Annotated in this window: 21 protein-coding genes; 10 read left to right on the top strand and 11 right to left on the bottom strand. The window is 46.3% G+C overall.

Annotated elements, in window-relative coordinates; translation table 11 throughout:
- Positions 1 to 34: 34 nt before the first annotated feature.
- The gene (locus A6D97_RS07855; protein WP_009848104.1) at positions 35 to 298 is read right to left on the bottom strand and encodes a YihD family protein; all 264 of its coding nucleotides are present in this window, start codon (positions 296 to 298) and stop codon (positions 35 to 37) included.
- A 131-nt stretch (positions 299 to 429) separates the two neighbouring features.
- On the bottom strand, positions 430 to 597 hold the full coding sequence (locus tag A6D97_RS22010; RefSeq protein WP_004739323.1) for a hypothetical protein: 168 nt from the start codon (positions 595 to 597) through the stop codon (positions 430 to 432).
- Positions 598 to 880: 283 nt separating this feature from the next.
- On the opposite strand from A6D97_RS22010, the gene A6D97_RS07850 reads away from it, so the two are divergent.
- Together A6D97_RS07850 and A6D97_RS07845 are read left to right on the top strand one after the other, a co-directional pair.
- On the top strand, positions 881 to 1,672 hold the full coding sequence (locus A6D97_RS07850) for a sporulation protein (protein WP_017058778.1): 792 nt from the start codon (positions 881 to 883) through the stop codon (positions 1,670 to 1,672).
- A gap of 156 nt (positions 1,673 to 1,828) precedes the next feature.
- Complete coding sequence (locus A6D97_RS07845) at positions 1,829 to 2,482, top strand: hemolysin III family protein (RefSeq protein ID WP_017063010.1); 654 nt, start codon at positions 1,829 to 1,831, stop codon at positions 2,480 to 2,482.
- Here A6D97_RS07845 and A6D97_RS07840 read toward each other — a convergent pair.
- The 6 genes from A6D97_RS07840 to def form a co-directional block, all read right to left on the bottom strand.
- Positions 2,479 to 3,069: a DUF3157 family protein gene (locus A6D97_RS07840; RefSeq protein WP_065584150.1), complete on the bottom strand. Its 591-nt coding sequence runs from the start codon at positions 3,067 to 3,069 to the stop codon at positions 2,479 to 2,481. The two genes, A6D97_RS07845 and A6D97_RS07840, sit on opposite strands and share 4 nt — an antisense overlap.
- Before the next feature lie 26 nt (positions 3,070 to 3,095).
- A complete protein-coding gene (locus A6D97_RS07835) occupies positions 3,096 to 4,541 on the bottom strand; it encodes a TrkH family potassium uptake protein (protein ID WP_065584149.1) in 1,446 nt (481 codons plus the stop codon).
- A 95-nt stretch (positions 4,542 to 4,636) separates the two neighbouring features.
- The gene (gene trkA / locus A6D97_RS07830; protein WP_004735766.1) at positions 4,637 to 6,013 is read right to left on the bottom strand and encodes a Trk system potassium transporter TrkA; all 1,377 of its coding nucleotides are present in this window, start codon (positions 6,011 to 6,013) and stop codon (positions 4,637 to 4,639) included.
- Positions 6,014 to 6,122: 109 nt separating this feature from the next.
- Positions 6,123 to 7,403, bottom strand: a complete 1,281-nt coding sequence (rsmB, locus tag A6D97_RS07825) for a 16S rRNA (cytosine(967)-C(5))-methyltransferase RsmB (protein ID WP_017058774.1) — start codon at positions 7,401 to 7,403, stop codon at positions 6,123 to 6,125.
- Between the two features lie 92 nt (positions 7,404 to 7,495).
- On the bottom strand, positions 7,496 to 8,443 hold the full coding sequence (gene fmt, locus A6D97_RS07820) for a methionyl-tRNA formyltransferase (RefSeq protein ID WP_017063006.1): 948 nt from the start codon (positions 8,441 to 8,443) through the stop codon (positions 7,496 to 7,498).
- A 37-nt stretch (positions 8,444 to 8,480) separates the two neighbouring features.
- The gene (gene def, locus A6D97_RS07815) at positions 8,481 to 8,993 is read right to left on the bottom strand and encodes a peptide deformylase (protein ID WP_017058772.1); all 513 of its coding nucleotides are present in this window, start codon (positions 8,991 to 8,993) and stop codon (positions 8,481 to 8,483) included.
- Positions 8,994 to 9,133: 140 nt separating this feature from the next.
- Here def and A6D97_RS07810 point away from each other — a divergent pair, with 140 nt between their 5' ends.
- Genes A6D97_RS07810 through A6D97_RS07795 form a run of 4 tightly spaced genes read left to right on the top strand, consistent with a single transcriptional unit; the run spans position 9,134 to position 12,396 of the window.
- Positions 9,134 to 10,225, top strand: coding sequence for a LysM peptidoglycan-binding domain-containing protein (locus tag A6D97_RS07810; RefSeq protein WP_065584148.1), 1,092 nt, complete (start codon positions 9,134 to 9,136; stop codon positions 10,223 to 10,225).
- Positions 10,222 to 11,334, top strand: a complete 1,113-nt coding sequence (gene dprA / locus A6D97_RS07805; RefSeq protein ID WP_065584147.1) for a DNA-processing protein DprA — start codon at positions 10,222 to 10,224, stop codon at positions 11,332 to 11,334. The genes A6D97_RS07810 and dprA overlap by 4 nt, the downstream gene beginning before the upstream one ends.
- Positions 11,335 to 11,337: 3 nt before the next feature.
- Entirely contained in the window at positions 11,338 to 11,814 is a 477-nt protein-coding gene (locus tag A6D97_RS07800; RefSeq protein ID WP_009848094.1) for a DUF494 family protein, read from the top strand.
- A gap of 12 nt (positions 11,815 to 11,826) precedes the next feature.
- Positions 11,827 to 12,396: a topoisomerase DNA-binding C4 zinc finger domain-containing protein gene (locus A6D97_RS07795; protein ID WP_065584146.1), complete on the top strand. Its 570-nt coding sequence runs from the start codon at positions 11,827 to 11,829 to the stop codon at positions 12,394 to 12,396.
- An 88-nt stretch (positions 12,397 to 12,484) separates the two neighbouring features.
- Here A6D97_RS07795 and A6D97_RS07790 read toward each other — a convergent pair whose 3' ends face one another.
- Complete coding sequence (locus A6D97_RS07790) at positions 12,485 to 13,615, bottom strand: 5-(carboxyamino)imidazole ribonucleotide synthase (RefSeq protein WP_065584145.1); 1,131 nt, start codon at positions 13,613 to 13,615, stop codon at positions 12,485 to 12,487.
- Positions 13,616 to 13,620: 5 nt separating this feature from the next.
- Positions 13,621 to 14,106: a 5-(carboxyamino)imidazole ribonucleotide mutase gene (purE, locus tag A6D97_RS07785; RefSeq protein WP_004735777.1), complete on the bottom strand. Its 486-nt coding sequence runs from the start codon at positions 14,104 to 14,106 to the stop codon at positions 13,621 to 13,623.
- 195 nt (positions 14,107 to 14,301) lie between these two features.
- Here purE and A6D97_RS07780 point away from each other — a divergent pair, with 195 nt between their 5' ends.
- From A6D97_RS07780 to A6D97_RS07765, 4 genes are all read left to right on the top strand, one after another.
- Positions 14,302 to 14,859, top strand: a complete 558-nt coding sequence (locus tag A6D97_RS07780; protein WP_065584144.1) for an L-threonylcarbamoyladenylate synthase — start codon at positions 14,302 to 14,304, stop codon at positions 14,857 to 14,859.
- 19 nt (positions 14,860 to 14,878) lie between these two features.
- Complete coding sequence (hemF, locus tag A6D97_RS07775) at positions 14,879 to 15,796, top strand: oxygen-dependent coproporphyrinogen oxidase (RefSeq protein ID WP_065584143.1); 918 nt, start codon at positions 14,879 to 14,881, stop codon at positions 15,794 to 15,796.
- 75 nt (positions 15,797 to 15,871) lie between these two features.
- Positions 15,872 to 16,702, top strand: coding sequence for a shikimate dehydrogenase (aroE, locus tag A6D97_RS07770; protein WP_065584142.1), 831 nt, complete (start codon positions 15,872 to 15,874; stop codon positions 16,700 to 16,702).
- Between the two features lie 17 nt (positions 16,703 to 16,719).
- Positions 16,720 to 16,989 carry a DUF1488 domain-containing protein gene (locus tag A6D97_RS07765; RefSeq protein ID WP_017058764.1) on the top strand — a complete coding sequence of 90 codons (270 nt, stop codon included), beginning with the start codon at positions 16,720 to 16,722 and terminating at the stop codon, positions 16,987 to 16,989.
- Here A6D97_RS07765 and A6D97_RS07760 read toward each other — a convergent pair.
- Positions 16,986 to 17,531 carry a gamma carbonic anhydrase family protein gene (locus tag A6D97_RS07760; protein WP_017058763.1) on the bottom strand — a complete coding sequence of 182 codons (546 nt, stop codon included), beginning with the start codon at positions 17,529 to 17,531 and terminating at the stop codon, positions 16,986 to 16,988. The two genes, A6D97_RS07765 and A6D97_RS07760, sit on opposite strands and share 4 nt — an antisense overlap.
- Positions 17,532 to 17,696 lie beyond the last annotated feature (165 nt).

Raw genomic sequence — 17,696 nt, 5'->3', positions numbered from 1 at the left:
CTATACGGCAATTGAGCTCTAAACAAACGGGCGACTAAAGAAGGCCACGTGCTTTTAGAATTGCGGTTTTGAAATCATCTTCTTGGTCTTTTTTCAGGCCCGGGATCATTTCATCTTTTTCGCTGTTGCGCATTTTTAGGTGGTAGATAAGAACATCGTCAGTCAGTTCTTCAAGCTTGCCTTGGTAGCCCGCTTCTTTTGATAGCTTAATGATGAACTCTAATAGGTTAAGCTCTTGATCTTTCTGCCACTCAGGCTCCATCAGTTCAAGCAGTTCTTCAATGCGGTGACACTTCATACTTTATTTCTCCACAAATTTTATAATGATTTGTGGCTAAGGTATCAAATCGGGTAGGGAATACCAATGTGTAAACACATTTCAAGATGGGAGCGGGCAAGAAAAAAGCGCAGTAAAAACTGCGCTTTTTGTTAAGCGGCTTTAATCACTTTCGTTGTAGTCGGTGCTAATAAAGCAGTCTTCTCAACTAGAGTCATTGTAGGAGCCAATTTCTTAGCCGTTGGAGCAGCAACAAAGCCACTACGACGACGCATCGCACTACGGTTGGTGTGCGAGAACCTGACAGCTGTTGGGCGCATTAATTTACCTAACGGTCAGGCATATCCATTGCCAATCTAATGGCCTGATTTACCATGAGCTCCACCTCAATTGCTTGAAGCGTCACTCGTCTGGCTTTCGCCAATCCGAAGAATAAATCAGGATAATGATATGCATGCATATCAAGGCTTAGATTATCACTATCTAAGTTATCGATCGACGCCTGAGTGATAAATAGACGATATTAGAGCTAAAATAGTGTGAGCAGTATATTTGAGTTTGAACCTCTTTCAGGCTTAAGATGATGCTTTAAAGGAGGTGCATATGTCGTTCTTAAAGAAAACGTTAGCAAGTTTTGGAATTGGATCTGCCAAGGTGGATTCTGTATTGCAACAGGAAGTGCTTTATCCAGGCAAGAAGGCGAGCATTATTGTGCATGTCTATGGTGGCGCTCAGCCACAAGAGATCGACAATATCGATCTCAACTTGTGCTGTCGTTACGTCAAAGAAATTACTATGAATTCGCAAAGGCAAGAGGGCGGTCAAACACGTCGAATGCACCAGACATACTCGTTGGCCAAATGGAGCCTGCCGTATGCCTTTGTTATTCAGCCGGGTGAAACCCGTGATTTTGAATGTGAGTTTGATGTCCCGCTGAACACACCTGTCACGATTGGTGATTCAAAGGTGTGGCTAGAAACCGGGCTCGATATTGCGATGGCGATTGATCCATCGGATAAGGATATTTTAACGGTTCGCCCAGATGCACTTCTTGATGGTATTTTTAATGAACTAGAAGCTCAAGGTTTACGCATTCGCCAAGTTGAGTGCGAAGCAGTAGAGGGCTTTGAACTGCCATTTGTTCAAGAGTTTGAGTTTGTCCCTACCACTGGTCCATATCATGGCCGCTGGCGTGAACTGGAAGTGGTTGCTCATCGTGATGAAACCGAGCTTAAGTTGTGGTTTGAGATAGACCGTAATCGCGATGGTGCAAAAGGCATGTTGGCGAGCTTGTTAGGCATTGGCCAACTGCAGCGTCAATTGAGTGTGCCATTGGATACGTCACCACAAGATGCGGGCAAGATGGTACTTGAGTATCTAGACAACGCATCTTAGTTAGCTCTTTGGTTCTGTAGCTTTAGAGACCTTAGCTTCATCACACCGTTTAGGCGTTATTAATGTCATAAAAGATGTCATAAAAATTTAAGCTTACACGTGTAAGCTTAATGTGCAATACTAGGCAAATCGAACATTTACTCTAGTAGGATAATCATGTCTGCATCATCGGCGAGCGAATACAGTGACATCGAAGAACGCGCCAATGCGATAACCCATGGCTTGGGTGTTGTGCTTGGCGTGGTTGGTTTAATCCTGCTGCTGATTCGTGCGTTTGACCATCAAGCCGACATACTGACTATTGCGAGTATGGCGGTATATGGCAGCAGTATTATCCTACTCTTTCTCGCTTCCACGCTTTATCACTCGATCACCACAGAAAAGACCAAGCGATTACTGAAAACTCTCGATCACTGTGCGATCTACTTATTGATCGCTGGCAGTTACACGCCATTTTTATTGGTGAGTTTAAGAACACCATTGGCGATGGGTTTGATGGCAGTGATTTGGGGTATCGCGCTAGTCGGAATCATTATGAAGATTGCCTTCGTCTACCGATTTAAGCGTTTGTCATTGGTGACTTACTTGGCGATGGGTTGGTTATCGCTGATTGTGGTTTATCAACTGGCGATGAATATCGAGATGGGTGGTTTGGTGCTACTAGCACTCGGTGGCGTGATTTACTCGTTGGGTGTGATTTTCTATGTGGCAAAACGCATCCCTTACAATCATGCCATCTGGCATTTGTTTGTGTTGGCGGGCTGCGCTTGCCATTTCTTCGCTATTTATTTGTACGTGACTCCGGTTTAGCGAGCCAGTACCTCAGTAATCTCAGCTTTAATCTGATATTCAGGGTGTTGTTCTAGGTCGAGCTTGATGAGCTTGCCTTCTTCACCCGTCTTTGGTCGTAGGTATGTGTCGGCCATTCGTTTGATTGATTTCCACACAGCAACTTCTTCTTCTGCCAACAACTCACCTTCTGCAGTAAATACGCTGATGTTAAGTGATACCAAAATGACCGCTTGAGTGCCTTGGTTAGTGATGGCTGTCGGAATGATAAGCTCACCATCTTCATAGCGACTTGCACCCAGTACAACATCCACTCCTGACTGAGACAGCTGTAAGCTTGGCTTTTTACTATTAACCACAATCGTAGTGCCACGCGTGTTCGTTGCGACAGGTACGGCTACGACAGGGGCTGCTGCAATAGGCGCTTCGATCTCTGATGTTGTCGCTGCTGTTTCCGTTTGCTTCGGTGCCACGTATTGCCAAGTAAAATCATCTTTGAGTAACACTTGTTTTCCATCAGGCAGTGTGACCATTTGATCAGCAAAGGCAGAACTTACGAATACTGAGTTTGCGAGCAATGCGCTAGCGAGAAGTACGTATGATTTCATCTGTGTTTCCTTGATTTTGTGCTTGGTTAACGTCGCCAAAAGGCTGGGAAAAATAGAACAATGAGCGTCAATATCTCGAGTCGCCCCATCAGCATTCCTAAGCTTAGCAACCATTTAGCGGCGTCGGGCAGTGGAGCAAAGTTCCCGGTTGGACCGATAACGCTGCCCATACCAGGACCAACGTTGGCAACGGCTGTGATAGCGCCAGATATACTGGTCACGGGATCAAGCCCCATCGCGCTCAAGCCACCTGCAATTAAGATAATCGTAATAAAGAACATCAAACCAAATGCGACTAGTGAACGCACAATATCGTCATTCACCGGTCGCTGATTGTAGCGTTGAACAAACACGCCCGACGGGTGAATCAGTTTCATCATCTGCTTATGAAGCATGGTCATCGCGATCTGGAAGCGGAAGATCTTGATACCACCAGAGGTTGAACCTGAGCACGCGCCCGCCATCATTAAAAAGGCAAACAGCGTGGTAGGCAAAGCGCCCCACGCGGTGAAATCTTCTAAGCCAAAACCGGTTGTGGTTACGACTGACACAATGTTGAACATCGAAACACGCATCGCATCCATGACTGTGTAGCCATCTCTAACCACCAACCATGTCGATATCACGGCACTGGTGACCAAGAATAGATAGGTGAAACCTCTCACTTGCGCGTCTTTGTAGAGGATAGAGAGCTTTCTACCGCGCAGCGCGCTAACAAAGAGTAGGAATGGTAGGCCACCTAAGAACATGAACACGGTGCCCACCCAGTGAGCGCTGTTAGAGAAGTGGTTCATTGAGCCATCTGATGTTGAGTAACCACCCGTAGACAGTGTTGTGAAGGCATGATTGATTGCGTCAAAGATACCCATGCCTGCAAACAGGTAGCTAATGATGCACAACCCAGTCAGAACCAGATAAACCGCCACGATGTTCTTGGCGACGGTTTTTGCTCGTGGGCTGCTTTTATCTGACCAATCGGATGATTCGGTTTGGAACAGGCGCATACCACCAACGTTGAGCATTGGTAGAACTGCTACCGCCATAACGATAAAGCCGATGCCGCCTAACCATTGCAGTATAGAACGCCACAACAGAATGCTTGGTGCCATGCTGTCTAAGCCGCTTAATACGGTTGAGCCTGTCGTGGTGATACCTGACATGGTTTCGAAGTAGGCGTCCGTAAAGCTGATGTGGTTAATGAAGACAAAGGGCAGGGCGGCAAAGGCGCTGGCAATTGTCCAAACCAAAGAGGTGATAAGGAACATGTCCCGCACCCCAAGTCGGAACTTAGCGGAGCGGCCCAAGCTCAAGCAGATGAACGCCACAATGTGCGTGATCACAACCGATTGACCAAACTCGAGGAAGCCACCGGTGCCAGTAAAAAAGGCAACCAATGTGGGGATGTACATGAAAAGGGCGAGTTTTGATAACACTAACCCTATCACTAATAATATCGGACGAAAGTTGACCATAGCTTAATAGACCATAGCTTTAATTGATTACAGCTTTGTGCCGGAGCGCCGTTCTCACAAAAGAAAGTTGCGAGAAGAAGCTCACGAGAACAAGGCTATAAGAAGAACGGGCTCGGTTGGAATAGAGACTCAACATCCGGTACGTATTTCTTGTCCACTAGGAACATCACTACGTGGTCATCCTGTTCGATTACGGTTCTATCGTGCGCGATAAGTACTTCTTCTCCGCGAACAATCGCACCAATAGTGGTGCCCGGTGGTAACTTGATGTCGCCAATCGCTCGGCCAACCACTTTCGATGTGGTTTCGTCACCGTGAGCAATGGCTTCGATCGCCTCTGCAGCGCCGCGACGTAGAGATGATACGTTAACAATATCAGCACGACGAACGTGAGTAAGCAGCGCAGAAATGGTCGCTTGCTGTGGAGAGATAGCAATATCAATCACGCCACCCTGAACAAGGTCTACGTAAGCACCACGCTGAATCAGTACCATTACCTTCTTGGCACCCATTCGCTTCGCCAGCATTGCTGACATGATGTTGGTTTCATCTTCATTGGTTAGGGCAATGAACACGTCCACTTGATCGATGTTCTCTTCGGTTAGCAGCTCTTGGTCTGCCGCATCGCCACAGAAGACGATGGTGTTTTCTAATTCTTCAGACAGCTTTTCGGCACGAGTGTAGCTGCGCTCGATAAGCTTGATGCTGTAGCTCTGCTCAAGGCGTTTTGCCAAGCTTGCACCAATGTTACCACCACCGACAATCATGATGCGGCGGTACGGTTTCTCTAGGCGTTGTAGCTCACTCATTACTGAGCGGATATGGTTACTCGCTGCCACAAAGAAAACCTCATCATCGGCTTCAATGATGGTGGTGCCTTGTGGGCGAATAGGGCGACCTTGACGGAAAATAGCGGCAACACGGGTATCAATGTGCGGCATGTGCTCACGCAAAGCAGACAGTGCGTTACCCACCAGTGGACCACCGTAGTAGGCTTTTACTGCTACTAGGCTAACCTTCTGTTCAGCAAAGCTCACAACCTGCAGTGCGCCTGGGTATTGAATCAGGCGCTCGATGTAGCTGGTCACTAGTTCTTCGGGTGCGATCAGGTGATCGACTGGGATGGCACCTGATTTGAATAGCGCTTCTTTCTCTTCTAGGTATTGAGGAGAACGAATACGAGCAATTCGGTTCGGCGTATTGAAAAGAGAGAAAGCAACCTGACACGCAGCCATGTTGGTTTCATCCATGTTAGTTACGGCAACTAACATGTCGGCATCTTGCGCACCCGCTTCACGTAGTGTGTTTGGGTGGCTGGCATAACCGTTTACAACCCTAAGGTCGTACTTATCCTGAAGTTCACGAAGTCGGTCAGCATTACGGTCGACAATGGTGATGTCGTTGTTTTCACCAACCAGGTTTTCAGCAAGGGTACCGCCAACTTGTCCAGCACCTAGGATAATGATCTTCATAGCCTTTCTCTTTTCTTTACCGTGGTAATTCTAGTTATCTAACTTTGTTTTGATAATGCACTAGAAAGAAACAGCGGCTAAGAAATAAATTCTTAGCCGCTGTTAGTTGTTATGCCTGTTTTACTAGAACTGCGTAGTAGAAGCCATCCATATCTTCTTCTCCAGGTAGTATTTGACGACCCGGATTTTCGATATCAGACCCAACCAGCGTTGCGTTTTCAGTACGTGCTAGGAATGCTTTCACTTGCAGCACGTTTTCTTGCGGCGTGATAGAACATGTCGCATAAACCATGGTGCCGCCTTCTTTCAGCTGACGCCACATTGCATCCATAATTTCGCTTTGCAGTTCAGCCAGCGCATCAATGTCAGATGCACGACGTAGCCACTTGATGTCAGGGTGACGGCGAATTACGCCAGTCGCTGAACAAGGTGCATCAAGTAGGATACGGTCGAACTTATCGCCCATCCACCACTCTTCAGGGTAGCGAGCATCACCACAAATTACGTCGGCACGCAGTTGTAGGCGCTCAAGGTTATCGTAAACACGGTCTAGACGTTTGATGTCGCAGTCAATCGCAACCACTTCAGTATCTTGAGTGTGCTCAAGAATGTGTGCCGTTTTACCACCTGGTGCAGCACAACAATCTAAGATCAGCTCACCATCTTTTGGTGTTAGGTAATCAACCGAAAGCTGAGCGGCAGCATCTTGCACTGATACCCAACCCCTGTCGAAGCCAGGAAGCAAAGTAACATCACAAGGTGCAGCTAATTTTATGGCATCAGCTGCTTCTGGGTGCAATGTGTATTCAATGTTTTCGTTTTTAAGCAGTTCTACATACTCGTCACGAGTGTGGTGTTGGCGGTTAACGCGCAGCCACATTGGTGCCTTGCTGTTGTTTGCTTCAACCAGTTGCTCCCATTGATCTGGGTAGCTCTCTTGAAGCATTTTTAGAATCCAGCTTGGGTGGCCGTATTTGCCTGCATTGTGGCTAACGGCTTTCTCGTCTAGTTCTTCTTGGTCACGTAGGTAGCTACGTAACACAGCGTTGATCAAACCACTCAGGCTTGGACCGCGCAGTGTCTTAGTACCCTCAACCGTTTCAGCAACCGCGGCATGCGAAGGGATACGCATGAAGCTTAGTTGGTAAATGCCCACCAAGATTAGGTGGTGGAATACACGCTTTTTACCTTTAAGCGGGTTTTCCATCAGTTCGTTAGCGATTGACTCTAAACGAGGCAGATAACGAAGTGCGCCGTAGCAAATCTCTTGCAGTAGAGCATGGTCTCGCGGACGGATCGTTTTTTGAGCCGCAGGGAGAGCGTGTGAAAGAGAGTGGCCTTTATCGACAACTTGGAATAGGACATTTGCAGCAGCAGCGCGAACATTCATGAGGGGTACCGAATATTTATTTGAATACATGAGGACATCTCTGCCCTCGTAAAGGTTTTCTAAGCTGTGTAATTAACAGCTTTAAAAGCAGATTAAGAAAGTTGAGTACCAACTTCAAACCAGCTTGCACGTGAGTTCAAGATATCCTGAACTGACATGGCTTTCTTACCTGGAACTTGTAGCTGTTCAAGAACAAGTACGCCTTGTCCTGTCGCTACGTAGATACCAGTTTTATCCGCTTGCAGAATTGTACCTGAAGGCTTATCAGAAGTTTGCTCTGCCACACGGCTTTGCCATACTTTGATGCTGTTCTCAGCAGCTTCAAAGTGGCTCATTGGCCATGGGTTGAAGGCACGAACGCAGCGTTCAATATGCGCAGCTTCATCACTCCAGTTGATACGCGCTTCTTCTTTGCTTAGCTTCTTCGCGTAGTTCGCAAGCTCATCGTCTTGCTTTTCTGCAACTGCTTTGCCAGAAGCGATGTCCGCTAGACATTCAACAAGCGCGTCAGGGCCAAGACCCGCTAACTTCTCGTACATTGATGCGCTAGTATCTGTCGCTTCGATAGGCAGCGTTGCGATGCTTAGCATGTCGCCAGTATCTAGGCCGATATCCATCTGCATGATCGTCACGCCTGTCTCTTTATCACCTGCCCAAATAGAGCGTTGAATCGGAGCAGCACCACGCCAGCGCGGTAGGATAGAGCCATGTACGTTGATACAACCTAAGCGAGGCGTATCTAATACAACCTGCGGAAGCAATAAGCCGTAAGCGACAACAACCATGATGTCAGCGTTCAACTCAGCTAGCTCTTGCTTGGCCTCATCTGACTTGAAGTTTTCTGGTTGGTAAACCGGAATATTGTTTTCAAGTGCGATGTTTTTTACTGGGCTCGCAGTCAGTTTTTTACCGCGGCCTGCTGGGCGATCTGGCTGTGTGTAAACAGCAACAACTTCATGCTCCGAAGACAACAACGCCGCCAAGTGACGGGCGGCGAAATCCGGAGTACCTGCAAAGACAATTCTTAAAGACTGACTCAAGGTAGGCTTCCTTCTAATTTAGTAATAGCAGCGGTTATTAACCTTGTTTCTCGTTGAAACGTTTAATCTTCGCTAGCTTATCTTGGATACGTTTACGCTTTAGTGGCGATAGGTAATCAACAAACAACTTGCCTTCTAGGTGGTCAAGTTCGTGCTGAACACAGATAGCCAGAAGGTCGTCAGCGTCGAATGTGAATTCGTTGCCGTCACGGTCTAGTGCTTTAACCGTTACTTCTGCAGCGCGAGGTACTAGAGCTCGAGCGCCTGGTACAGATAGGCAGCCTTCTTCGATTCCATCTTCGCCGCGCTTCTCAGTAATTTCAGGGTTGATAAGCACCATTGGCTCATCACGTGTTTCTGAAATATCGATAACAACGATGCGTTGGTGGAAATCTACTTGCGTTGCCGCAAGGCCGATACCTTCTTCGTCGTACATGGTTTCAATCATGTCATCAACGAACTTTTGAATCTCTGGGGTAACTTCTTTTACCGGTTTCGCCACGGTACGTAGACGATCATCTGGTAATGTTAATACTTGTAATACAGACATATACACTCGAAATATTGAACTGTGCCGAAACAGCTTAAACCTTGTTGGCTCAATTCTAGACATTTTAGAGGTCAAATGACAGCATCCTGAAGGTAATTCTCCAATCAGATGTCATATATTCAGACCAAGGAACCTAGGTCATGCGTCATTTATTGCCTGCTTTATCTCTTATTTGTGCCTCGATTTCGTTCGCCGCTACGGCTGAAAATAGTGAGCAACCTTTAACCATTAAACAGGGCGCACCTGAGGCGTATGTGGTGGTTAAGGGCGATACTTTGTGGGATATCTCTGCGATGTATCTCGATAGTCCATGGTTGTGGCCAAGGTTATGGCAGGTCAATCCAGAGATAGAAAACCCTCATCTCATTTATCCCGGAGATAAACTGTCTTTGGTTTGGATTAATGGCGAGCCTGTATTGAGCCTCAAGCCTGTTATCAAGCTTAGCCCTAAGATTCGTGTTTCTGAGAAGAAAGCAGTACCTACCGTCAACGAGGGACTGGTTCTACCTTATTTACAGTCTGATCGCTTGGTAGAGCAGCAAGATATCGAATCGGCACAACGAGTATTAGGAACCAGTGATGGTAAACGTTTCTTATCGGGTGCAGACCGGTTGTTTATCTCAGGTAACCAACAACATCAAAAGTGGGGTATCTACCGCGCAGTTGAAACCTACCAACGGCAGCAACCCCAAGCGAGTATTACCTCTTTGCGACTGGTCGCCACGGCGCGCTTGAGAGAGGTGGATGCTGAGTTCAGTAGTTTACAGATAGAGACTCAATTACAAGAAGTACTGCTCAACGACCTCGTGTTACCGGAACTTGGTGTTGATCAGGTGAAGCTCTCTACCACGTTTTATCCTGCACCTAGTGCGGCGGGTCAATTTGCTAATATCTTGGGCTCATTAGATGGCAGCCAATACAGCGCGAAGAATCAGGTGGTAGTGATCAACAAAGGTTCACAGGATAACCTTCGCCAAGGTTCTATGTTTACCCTCAGCGAAAGCGGTGCGGTGGTGTTTGGTAAGCAAGGTGAATACAGTTATAAAGAGTCTGCGGCGAGCGATAAGGTGCAATTGCCAAGTACCTCGCTGGGTAGCTTGATGGTCATTCGTCCTTATGAGTATTTTAGCCTCGCGTTGATCACTCAGAGCTCTAAGCCTGTTAGTAATGATATTCTGGCGGTATCGCCTTTGGACCTTGCTTTGACGGAAGAGATTAAGGGTACCGAGTGAATGAGCAACAACTGAGTGCTTGGTTAACTCTAAGTTTTGTTCCGCAATTGGGTGGAAAGCGTCTTGCTCGCCTACTCAGTGTTGATTCTCCTTTAAATATTGTTGGTTACTCAGGGCAACAGCTGCAAGCATTGGGTTTATCAACCAAACAAATCTCCTATCTAAGAGAACAGGCCCCAAGAGAGGTAGAGGCTTGTCTCGCTTGGCGAGCTAAACAATCCAACCATCACATCCTGACTCCGAGTTGCCCACATTATCCTAAATTGCTGAGTGAGATTGCTTCGGCGCCTACTGTGCTTTTCGTTAGAGGTAACGTTGAAAAGCTGATTGAACCTCAAATCGCGATGGTTGGCAGCCGTAATGCCAGTATCGAAGGTCTACAGACGGCGAAATCATTCGCTAAAGAGTTTGTACAAAATGGTTTGATTGTCACTAGCGGCTTAGCGCTTGGTATTGATGGTTATGCCCATGATGGCGCACTAGATAAAGGAGGCGAAACCTTTGCTGTATTGGGCTCTGGCTTGGATTCAATTTACCCTGCGCGGCACAGAAATTTAGCCGATAGGATCTGTGAAAATGGGGCGCTGATTTCAGAGTTTCGTCCAAGCGCCAAACCACGACCTGAACATTTCCCTCGCCGTAACCGTATTATAAGTGGGTTGTCGCTCGGAACTTTGGTGGTTGAGGCAGCTGAAAAGAGTGGTTCTTTGATTACGGCTCGCTATGCCATGGAGCAAGGCCGAGAGGTGTTTGCGCTGCCCGGTTCAATTCATAGCCCAACCAGTCGCGGAGGTAATAGCTTAATTAAAGCTGGAGCATGTTTAGTACAAAATGCTCAAGATGTTCTGATTGAAATAAAGAGTCTGTTAGACTGGTCTATAGATCAGCAGCCCAGTTTGTTCGAGCCTACGCCGAATGAGGGTGAAAATGAGCAATTGCCATTTCCACAGCTGTTAGCTAACGTAGGATTAGAGGCGACACCCGTTGATATTTTGGCACAGAGAACCCATATACCTGTGCATGAGGTCATGATGCAGCTTTTAGAGCTTGAGCTCTCAGGGCATGTTGTTGCAGTTTCCGGTGGCTATATTCGAAAGGGGAGAGGCTAAGCTATGATGATGGACATACTGATGTACTTGTTTGAAACCTACATCCATAGCGATTCTGAATTGCAGGTGGATCAAGATGAACTTGAAGATGAGCTTCTTCGAGCAGGGTTTCACCAAGATGATATTTATAAGGCCCTCCATTGGTTAGAAGATCTTGCGGCATTGCAAGATACCGAGAACCAAGCGGCGATTAGTGTGTGTTCTAATACTTCGATGCGTATTTATACCAGTCGAGAGATTTCACGTATTAATATGGAGTGTCGAGGTTTCTTGCTGTTCCTCGAACAGATCAACGTACTCACGACAGAGATTCGTGAAATGGTGATTGATCGTGTGATGGGGCTTGAGACAAACGAATTTGAATTGGATGATCTGAAATGGATTATCTTAATGGTGCTATTTAATGTGCCGGGTAATGAAAGTGCTTACACGCAAATGGAAGAGCTGTTGTACACCAAAGAGCAAGGTATCTTGCATTAATACAGGCTTGTCATGAGTAGTAAGATTGATAATCAGCTTTTTTCAGCACATGAACATGCATTAGAGCATGAACCATGTCCACAGTGTGGTGGAGAGATTCAGCTTCGCCACGGTAAGCACGGTCCATTTTTAGGCTGTAAACAGTATCCGAGCTGTGATTACATTAAGCCGTTGCATCAAAACGATGGCCACGTGGTGAAAGAGTTGGGTGTACCGTGTCCTAAATGCCAAAACGAATTGGTACTAAGACAAGGTCGCTTTGGGATGTTCATTGGCTGTAGCAGTTATCCAGAGTGTAATCACATCGAATCTTTGGATCAACCGAAAGAACAACCTGAAGAACAGCCACTTGTTGCCTGCCCTGAGTGTGGCAGAGGCCATTTGGTTGAGCGTAAATCTCGCTATGGCAAAACCTTCTATGCGTGTGATAACTACCCTAAGTGTAAGTTTGCCGTTAATCAGCCACCAGTTATAGGTCGCTGTGAAGAGTGCCAGTTCCCACTGTTACTGGAGAAGAAAACGGCCAGTGGTACCAAGAAGCAATGCGCAGATCGCAAGTGTCACCACATTCAATCTCAATAACTCGATATTATAGACACAAAAAAACGGCGCTCACTGAGCGCCGTTTTTGTGTCCAATAAACTTTTTATATCAATAAGCCAATGTAGGCTTACTTCATCTGCTCAGCAAACTCATGCACAGCAGGGTAGGCTTGTTTATCAAGAATCTCAGCCAATGAGCACAACGCTCTTTGTAATTCTGCGTTGTAATCAGCGCTCACGTTAATGTGGCCCATCTTACGACCTGCACGCTTCTCTTTACCATACCAATGAACATGACAACCACCTTGAGCAAGAATTGCTTCAGGTAGGGTATCTTCACCAAGGATGTTGATCATTGCGGTTGGACGAATCAGCTTAGTGCTGCCTAATGGCATGCCACATACGGCACGTAGATGGTTCTCAAACTGACAAGTTTCAGCGCCTTGTTGTGTCCAGTGGCCAGAGTTATGAACACGTGGTGCAATCTCATTCACCAGCAGTGAACCTTGAACATCAAAGAACTCTAGCGCGAGTACGCCAACGTAATCTAAACGCTCTGCAACTGCGGTGAACATGGTTTTCGCTTGTTCTTGCAGTTCAATGTCATCAATGGCTGTTGATAAGCTCAACACGCCATCGGTGTGAACATTCTCAGCCAGTGGATACACTTGAACCTCGCCATTGGTATCACGAGCACCAACCAGTGATACTTCGCGGTCAAACGGAACAAACTCTTCAGCCACAATCGCTTGGTTGTCGGTCGCGGTAATGCACTCAGCCATTTCTGCCCAAGTCGCGTCAACATTGTCTAATGTCTTTAAGCGCCATTGGCCCTTGCCGTCGTAGCCGCCAAGTGTGCTCTTCAACACCATTGGTAAGCCAACGTGAGCAATTGCAGCGTCAAAGTCTTCGCGAGAGTTAACCACGTAGTACTTAGCATTCTTCACGTTCGCTTCGTCTAACAGGGCTTTTTCAAGACGACGGTCACCGCCAGCTTTGATTGCTTCTGTTGTCGGTAAGAACTTACCGCTGCGCTCACACACCTCAAGTACATCGTGAGGAATATGTTCGAATTCAGCAGTAATGACGTCCGCACGCTCAATCGCATTTTCTAAGCCGTTACCTAGAATCGCTTGCGTTAATGGGTGAACAATATTTTTGCTGCCAACATCAAAAGCAGAAATTTCAATATTCAGCGGTGCCCCAGCTAGGGACATCATGCGAGCAAGTTGGCCCGCGCCTAACACAAGAACATGCATGGAAATTAGTCCTCTGCAGGGTTTGGATTAGCCAAAACCGTTTCTGTTTGCTCAGAACGGAATGCTTCTACTTTTGCCATTACTTCTTCATTGTGTGTACCAATGATTTGAGCCGCTAGGATGCCTGCATTGGCAGCGCCAGCTTCACCGATAGCCAAAGTACCTACCGCGATACCTTTTGGCATCTGCACGATAGAAAGCAGAGAGTCCATGCCTTTCAGTGCTTTAGACTGAACTGGAACACCCAGAACTGGTACGCTTGTGAAAGCAGCAGCCATGCCCGGAAGGTGCGCTGCACCGCCAGCACCAGCAATAATTACTTTAATACCGCGCTCTTTCGCACTGGTTGCGTAGTCTGCAAGCAACTGAGGTGTGCGGTGAGCAGAAACCACTTTTGTTTCGTACGCCACGCCAAACTGATCCAACATTTCTGCAGCTAGCTTCATTGTTGGCCAATCAGATTTAGAACCCATGATAATACCGACAGTCATCTCAAACTCCTTCAGGTACGATTTAATTAGTGATTAGATATTTTGCGCGCATTATACGGGTAAAATTGCTTAAGGAAAACGTTTGCGTCAGTCTGAGTTGTTAATTGATACATTTTATAAACAAATAGCTTTAGTCACAGTGAATGATAATTTGTACACTTAGTGAGTTAGATAACTGAATTAATGAGGCAACCCGTGGATAACTTTCAACATACTTTGCAGGCATTACAACAAGGTGAAGTCATTGCTTACCCGACTGAAGGCGTTTTTGGGGTCGGTTGTGATCCCGATAATCCACAAGCCATCAAGAAATTACTCGACTTAAAACAACGACCGATCGAGAAAGGGTTGATCTTAATTGCTGCAAGTTACGAGCAACTGTTACCTTACATTGATGAAAGCCAGTTGACGGAAGAACAGTTGGTAACAGTGAAAGCGACATGGCCAGGTCCGGTCACTTGGATTATGCCAACCAGCAGCAAAGTTACTGACTGGGTAAGTGGTCAATTTGATTCCATCGCGGTACGAGTGACTGATCACCCTTTGGTTCAAAGAATGTGTAATGAGTTTGGTAAGCCGTTAACCTCTACCAGTGCTAACCTGACCGGCGAGCCGCCTTGTATGACGACTGAAGAAGTTAAGCAGCAACTTGGCCAACATTTGGTGGCTATTTTAGAAGGTCAAACGGGTGGTCGTGAGAAGCCAAGCGAAATTAGAGATGCAAAAACGTCGAAAATATTAAGACAGGGCTAAACCCTGCAAAGGAAGTAAGATGTCAGCAATTGATAAAGAAGCAGTAAAACAGTTTTTACTGAGTCTACAAGATTCGATTTGCCAGCAGCTTGAGCAAGCTGATGGTACTGCACTGTTTGAAGAAGATGCATGGCAGCGTGAGCCTGGCGAGCGCCTTGGTGGCGGTGGTCGAACTCGTGTGATGACCAACGGTGCGGTATTTGAGCAAGGTGGGGTTAACTTCTCTCACGTAGCGGGTAAGGCTATGCCTGCCTCAGCTACAGCTCATCGACCTGAATTAGCCGGACGTAAGTTTGAGGCGATGGGGGTTTCATTAGTTATCCACCCTAAAAACCCATATATCCCAACCTCACACGCGAACGTTCGATTCTTCATTGCGGAAAAAGAAGGGGAAGACCCGATTTGGTGGTTTGGTGGTGGTTTTGACTTAACGCCATTTTATCCTGTCGATGAAGATTGCCAATCTTGGCACCAAACAGCCAAAGATCTTTGTGCGCCATTTGGAGATTATGTTTATCAAGAGCACAAAGAGTGGTGTGATAAGTACTTCTATCTTCCTCACCGAGACGAAACACGTGGTGTTGGTGGGTTGTTCTTTGATGATCTTAACGAGTGGGGCTTTGAAAAGAGCTTTGCTTATATGCAGGCGGTCGGTGAAGGTTTTGCAGCCGCATACTTACCAATTGTAGAACGACGCAAACAGACGCCTTATGGTGAGCGCGAGCGTGATTTCCAACTTTATCGTCGTGGTCGCTATGTTGAATTTAACTTAGTCTATGACCGTGGCACTCTATTTGGTTTACAAAGCGGCGGTCGTACAGAGTCTATATTAATGTCGATGCCGCCATTGGCTCGCTGGGAATACCGCTACGAACCACAAGCGGGTTCACCGGAAGCTCTGCTTTATAGCGACTACCTAAAGCCTCGAGTTTGGTAGTTCTTCCTTCCTTATAGGGATAGTGATAGGGTCATCTATATAGATGACCCTTTTTTATTTCTGTTAGGTAAGGATATGACACAGCAATTAGATCGTTATGCCGTTTTCGGTAACCCTATTGGGCAAAGCAAATCGCCATTCATTCACACATTATTTGCTCGCCAAACCAGACAACAACTTACCTATACAGCATTACAGCCAGAGCATGGTGAATTTATCACTGCGGCCAAAACATTTTTCAGTGAAGGTGGTCGAGGATGTAACGTCACAGCACCTTTTAAAGAAGATGCGTATCAGTTTGCCAATCGCCTAACTGAGAGAGCTGAACTAGCTGGTGCCGTAAATACCCTTAAGAAGTTAGATGATGGAGAGATCATTGGTGATAACACCGATGGTGAGGGCTTAGTTCAAGACCTGCTTCAACATCAAGTCACGCTAAAAGGAGCACGTGTTCTTCTTCTTGGCGCTGGTGGTGCTGCGAGAGGAGTGATTCAACCTCTTCTCGACCAAAAGCCACAACAGCTGGTGGTCGCTAATCGAACCAGCTCCAAGGCTGAACTTCTGGCTGAGATGTTTTCGTCGCATGGCAACATCAAGGGGATGGGGCTAAGTGATGTTAATGAAGGCTTTGATGTCATTATTAACTCTACCTCATCTGGTCTAAGCGGGCAGCTTCCTGAAGTGTCTGAGGTGATTTTCAATTCTACTAGCGCCGTTTATGACATGGTTTATGGATCTGGAACGACGGTATTCAATCAATGGGCATTAGATAATGGTGTTCATGCTGCTTATGATGGTTTGGGTATGCTAGTGGGGCAGGCAGCAGAAAGCTTTATGCTTTGGCGTGGTCTTCGTCCGGGAACAAAACAGATTTTAAGAGAATTACGTAAAAATCTAGAGATGTAATGGGGTGTTTATAAAAAATGAATCAATCAATTCTATTTCCTGATATCCAAGATTGGGATGAAGAGAGCCGAACAATCACGTTCCCAGCACAACAGTCGGGCGCATTGATTGAATGTGTCATGTCTATTGAGGAATTATCACGATTGGCAGGTAAAGATATAGAAGAAGGCGATCAAGCTTTAGTTATCTTTTCAGAGTTACGTTTCGATATTGAAGAGCTAGCGGAAGAGTTAATAGAAGAAGAGGAGTATGACTCCTCTAATCGGATTCAGATCAAAGCGCTTTAGACTGAAATTACAGAGTCTAGATAGTCATTTTTATTCTGAACGTAGTTGTCTGCAGACTTCTGTAGAAAGGCACGCTCTTTATCATTTAATGGACGAGCTTGTTTTACTGGGCTTCCTACATAGAGGTAACCGCTTTCAAGTACCTTGTTTGGTGGCACTAAGCTACCAGCACCAATCATCACTTCTTTTTGGATAATCACGCCATCCAACACGATCGCTCCCATACCAACAAGTACACGATCCTCAATAGTGCAGCCATGCAGCATTACTTTATGCCCGATAGTGACATCATTACCTATTAAGAGAGGATAACCGTCAGGGTTTTCAGCATTCTTATGGGTGACGTGCAAGACACTACCATCTTGGATATTCGTTCTCTCTCCAATATGAATGTGGTTCACATCCCCTCGAGCTGCAACCAAAGGCCACACGCTAGAGTCGTTACCGATTTTGATATCACCAACCAGTACTGAACTGGTATCTATATAGACACCTTGCCCAATCTGAGGGGATATTCCTTTATAACTGCGTATTGAACTCATAAATCCTCCTTTATATAGGCACCTTAAGCCCTTAATTAAGAGGAATACTAGTGAAAATGGGGTGTTTTGAACAAAAAACGCTCGAACAATCAAAAAAGTAAGAAAAACTTCAAAAAGGGCTTGCCAGTGTGATCGAAATCTCTATAATGCCACCTCGCTGACACG

The organism is Vibrio sp. ZF57 (genome assembly GCF_001691235.1).
Classification (GTDB): Bacteria; Pseudomonadota; Gammaproteobacteria; order Enterobacterales; family Vibrionaceae; genus Vibrio; species Vibrio crassostreae_C.
This window is presented reverse-complemented; position numbering and strand designations above follow the sequence as displayed.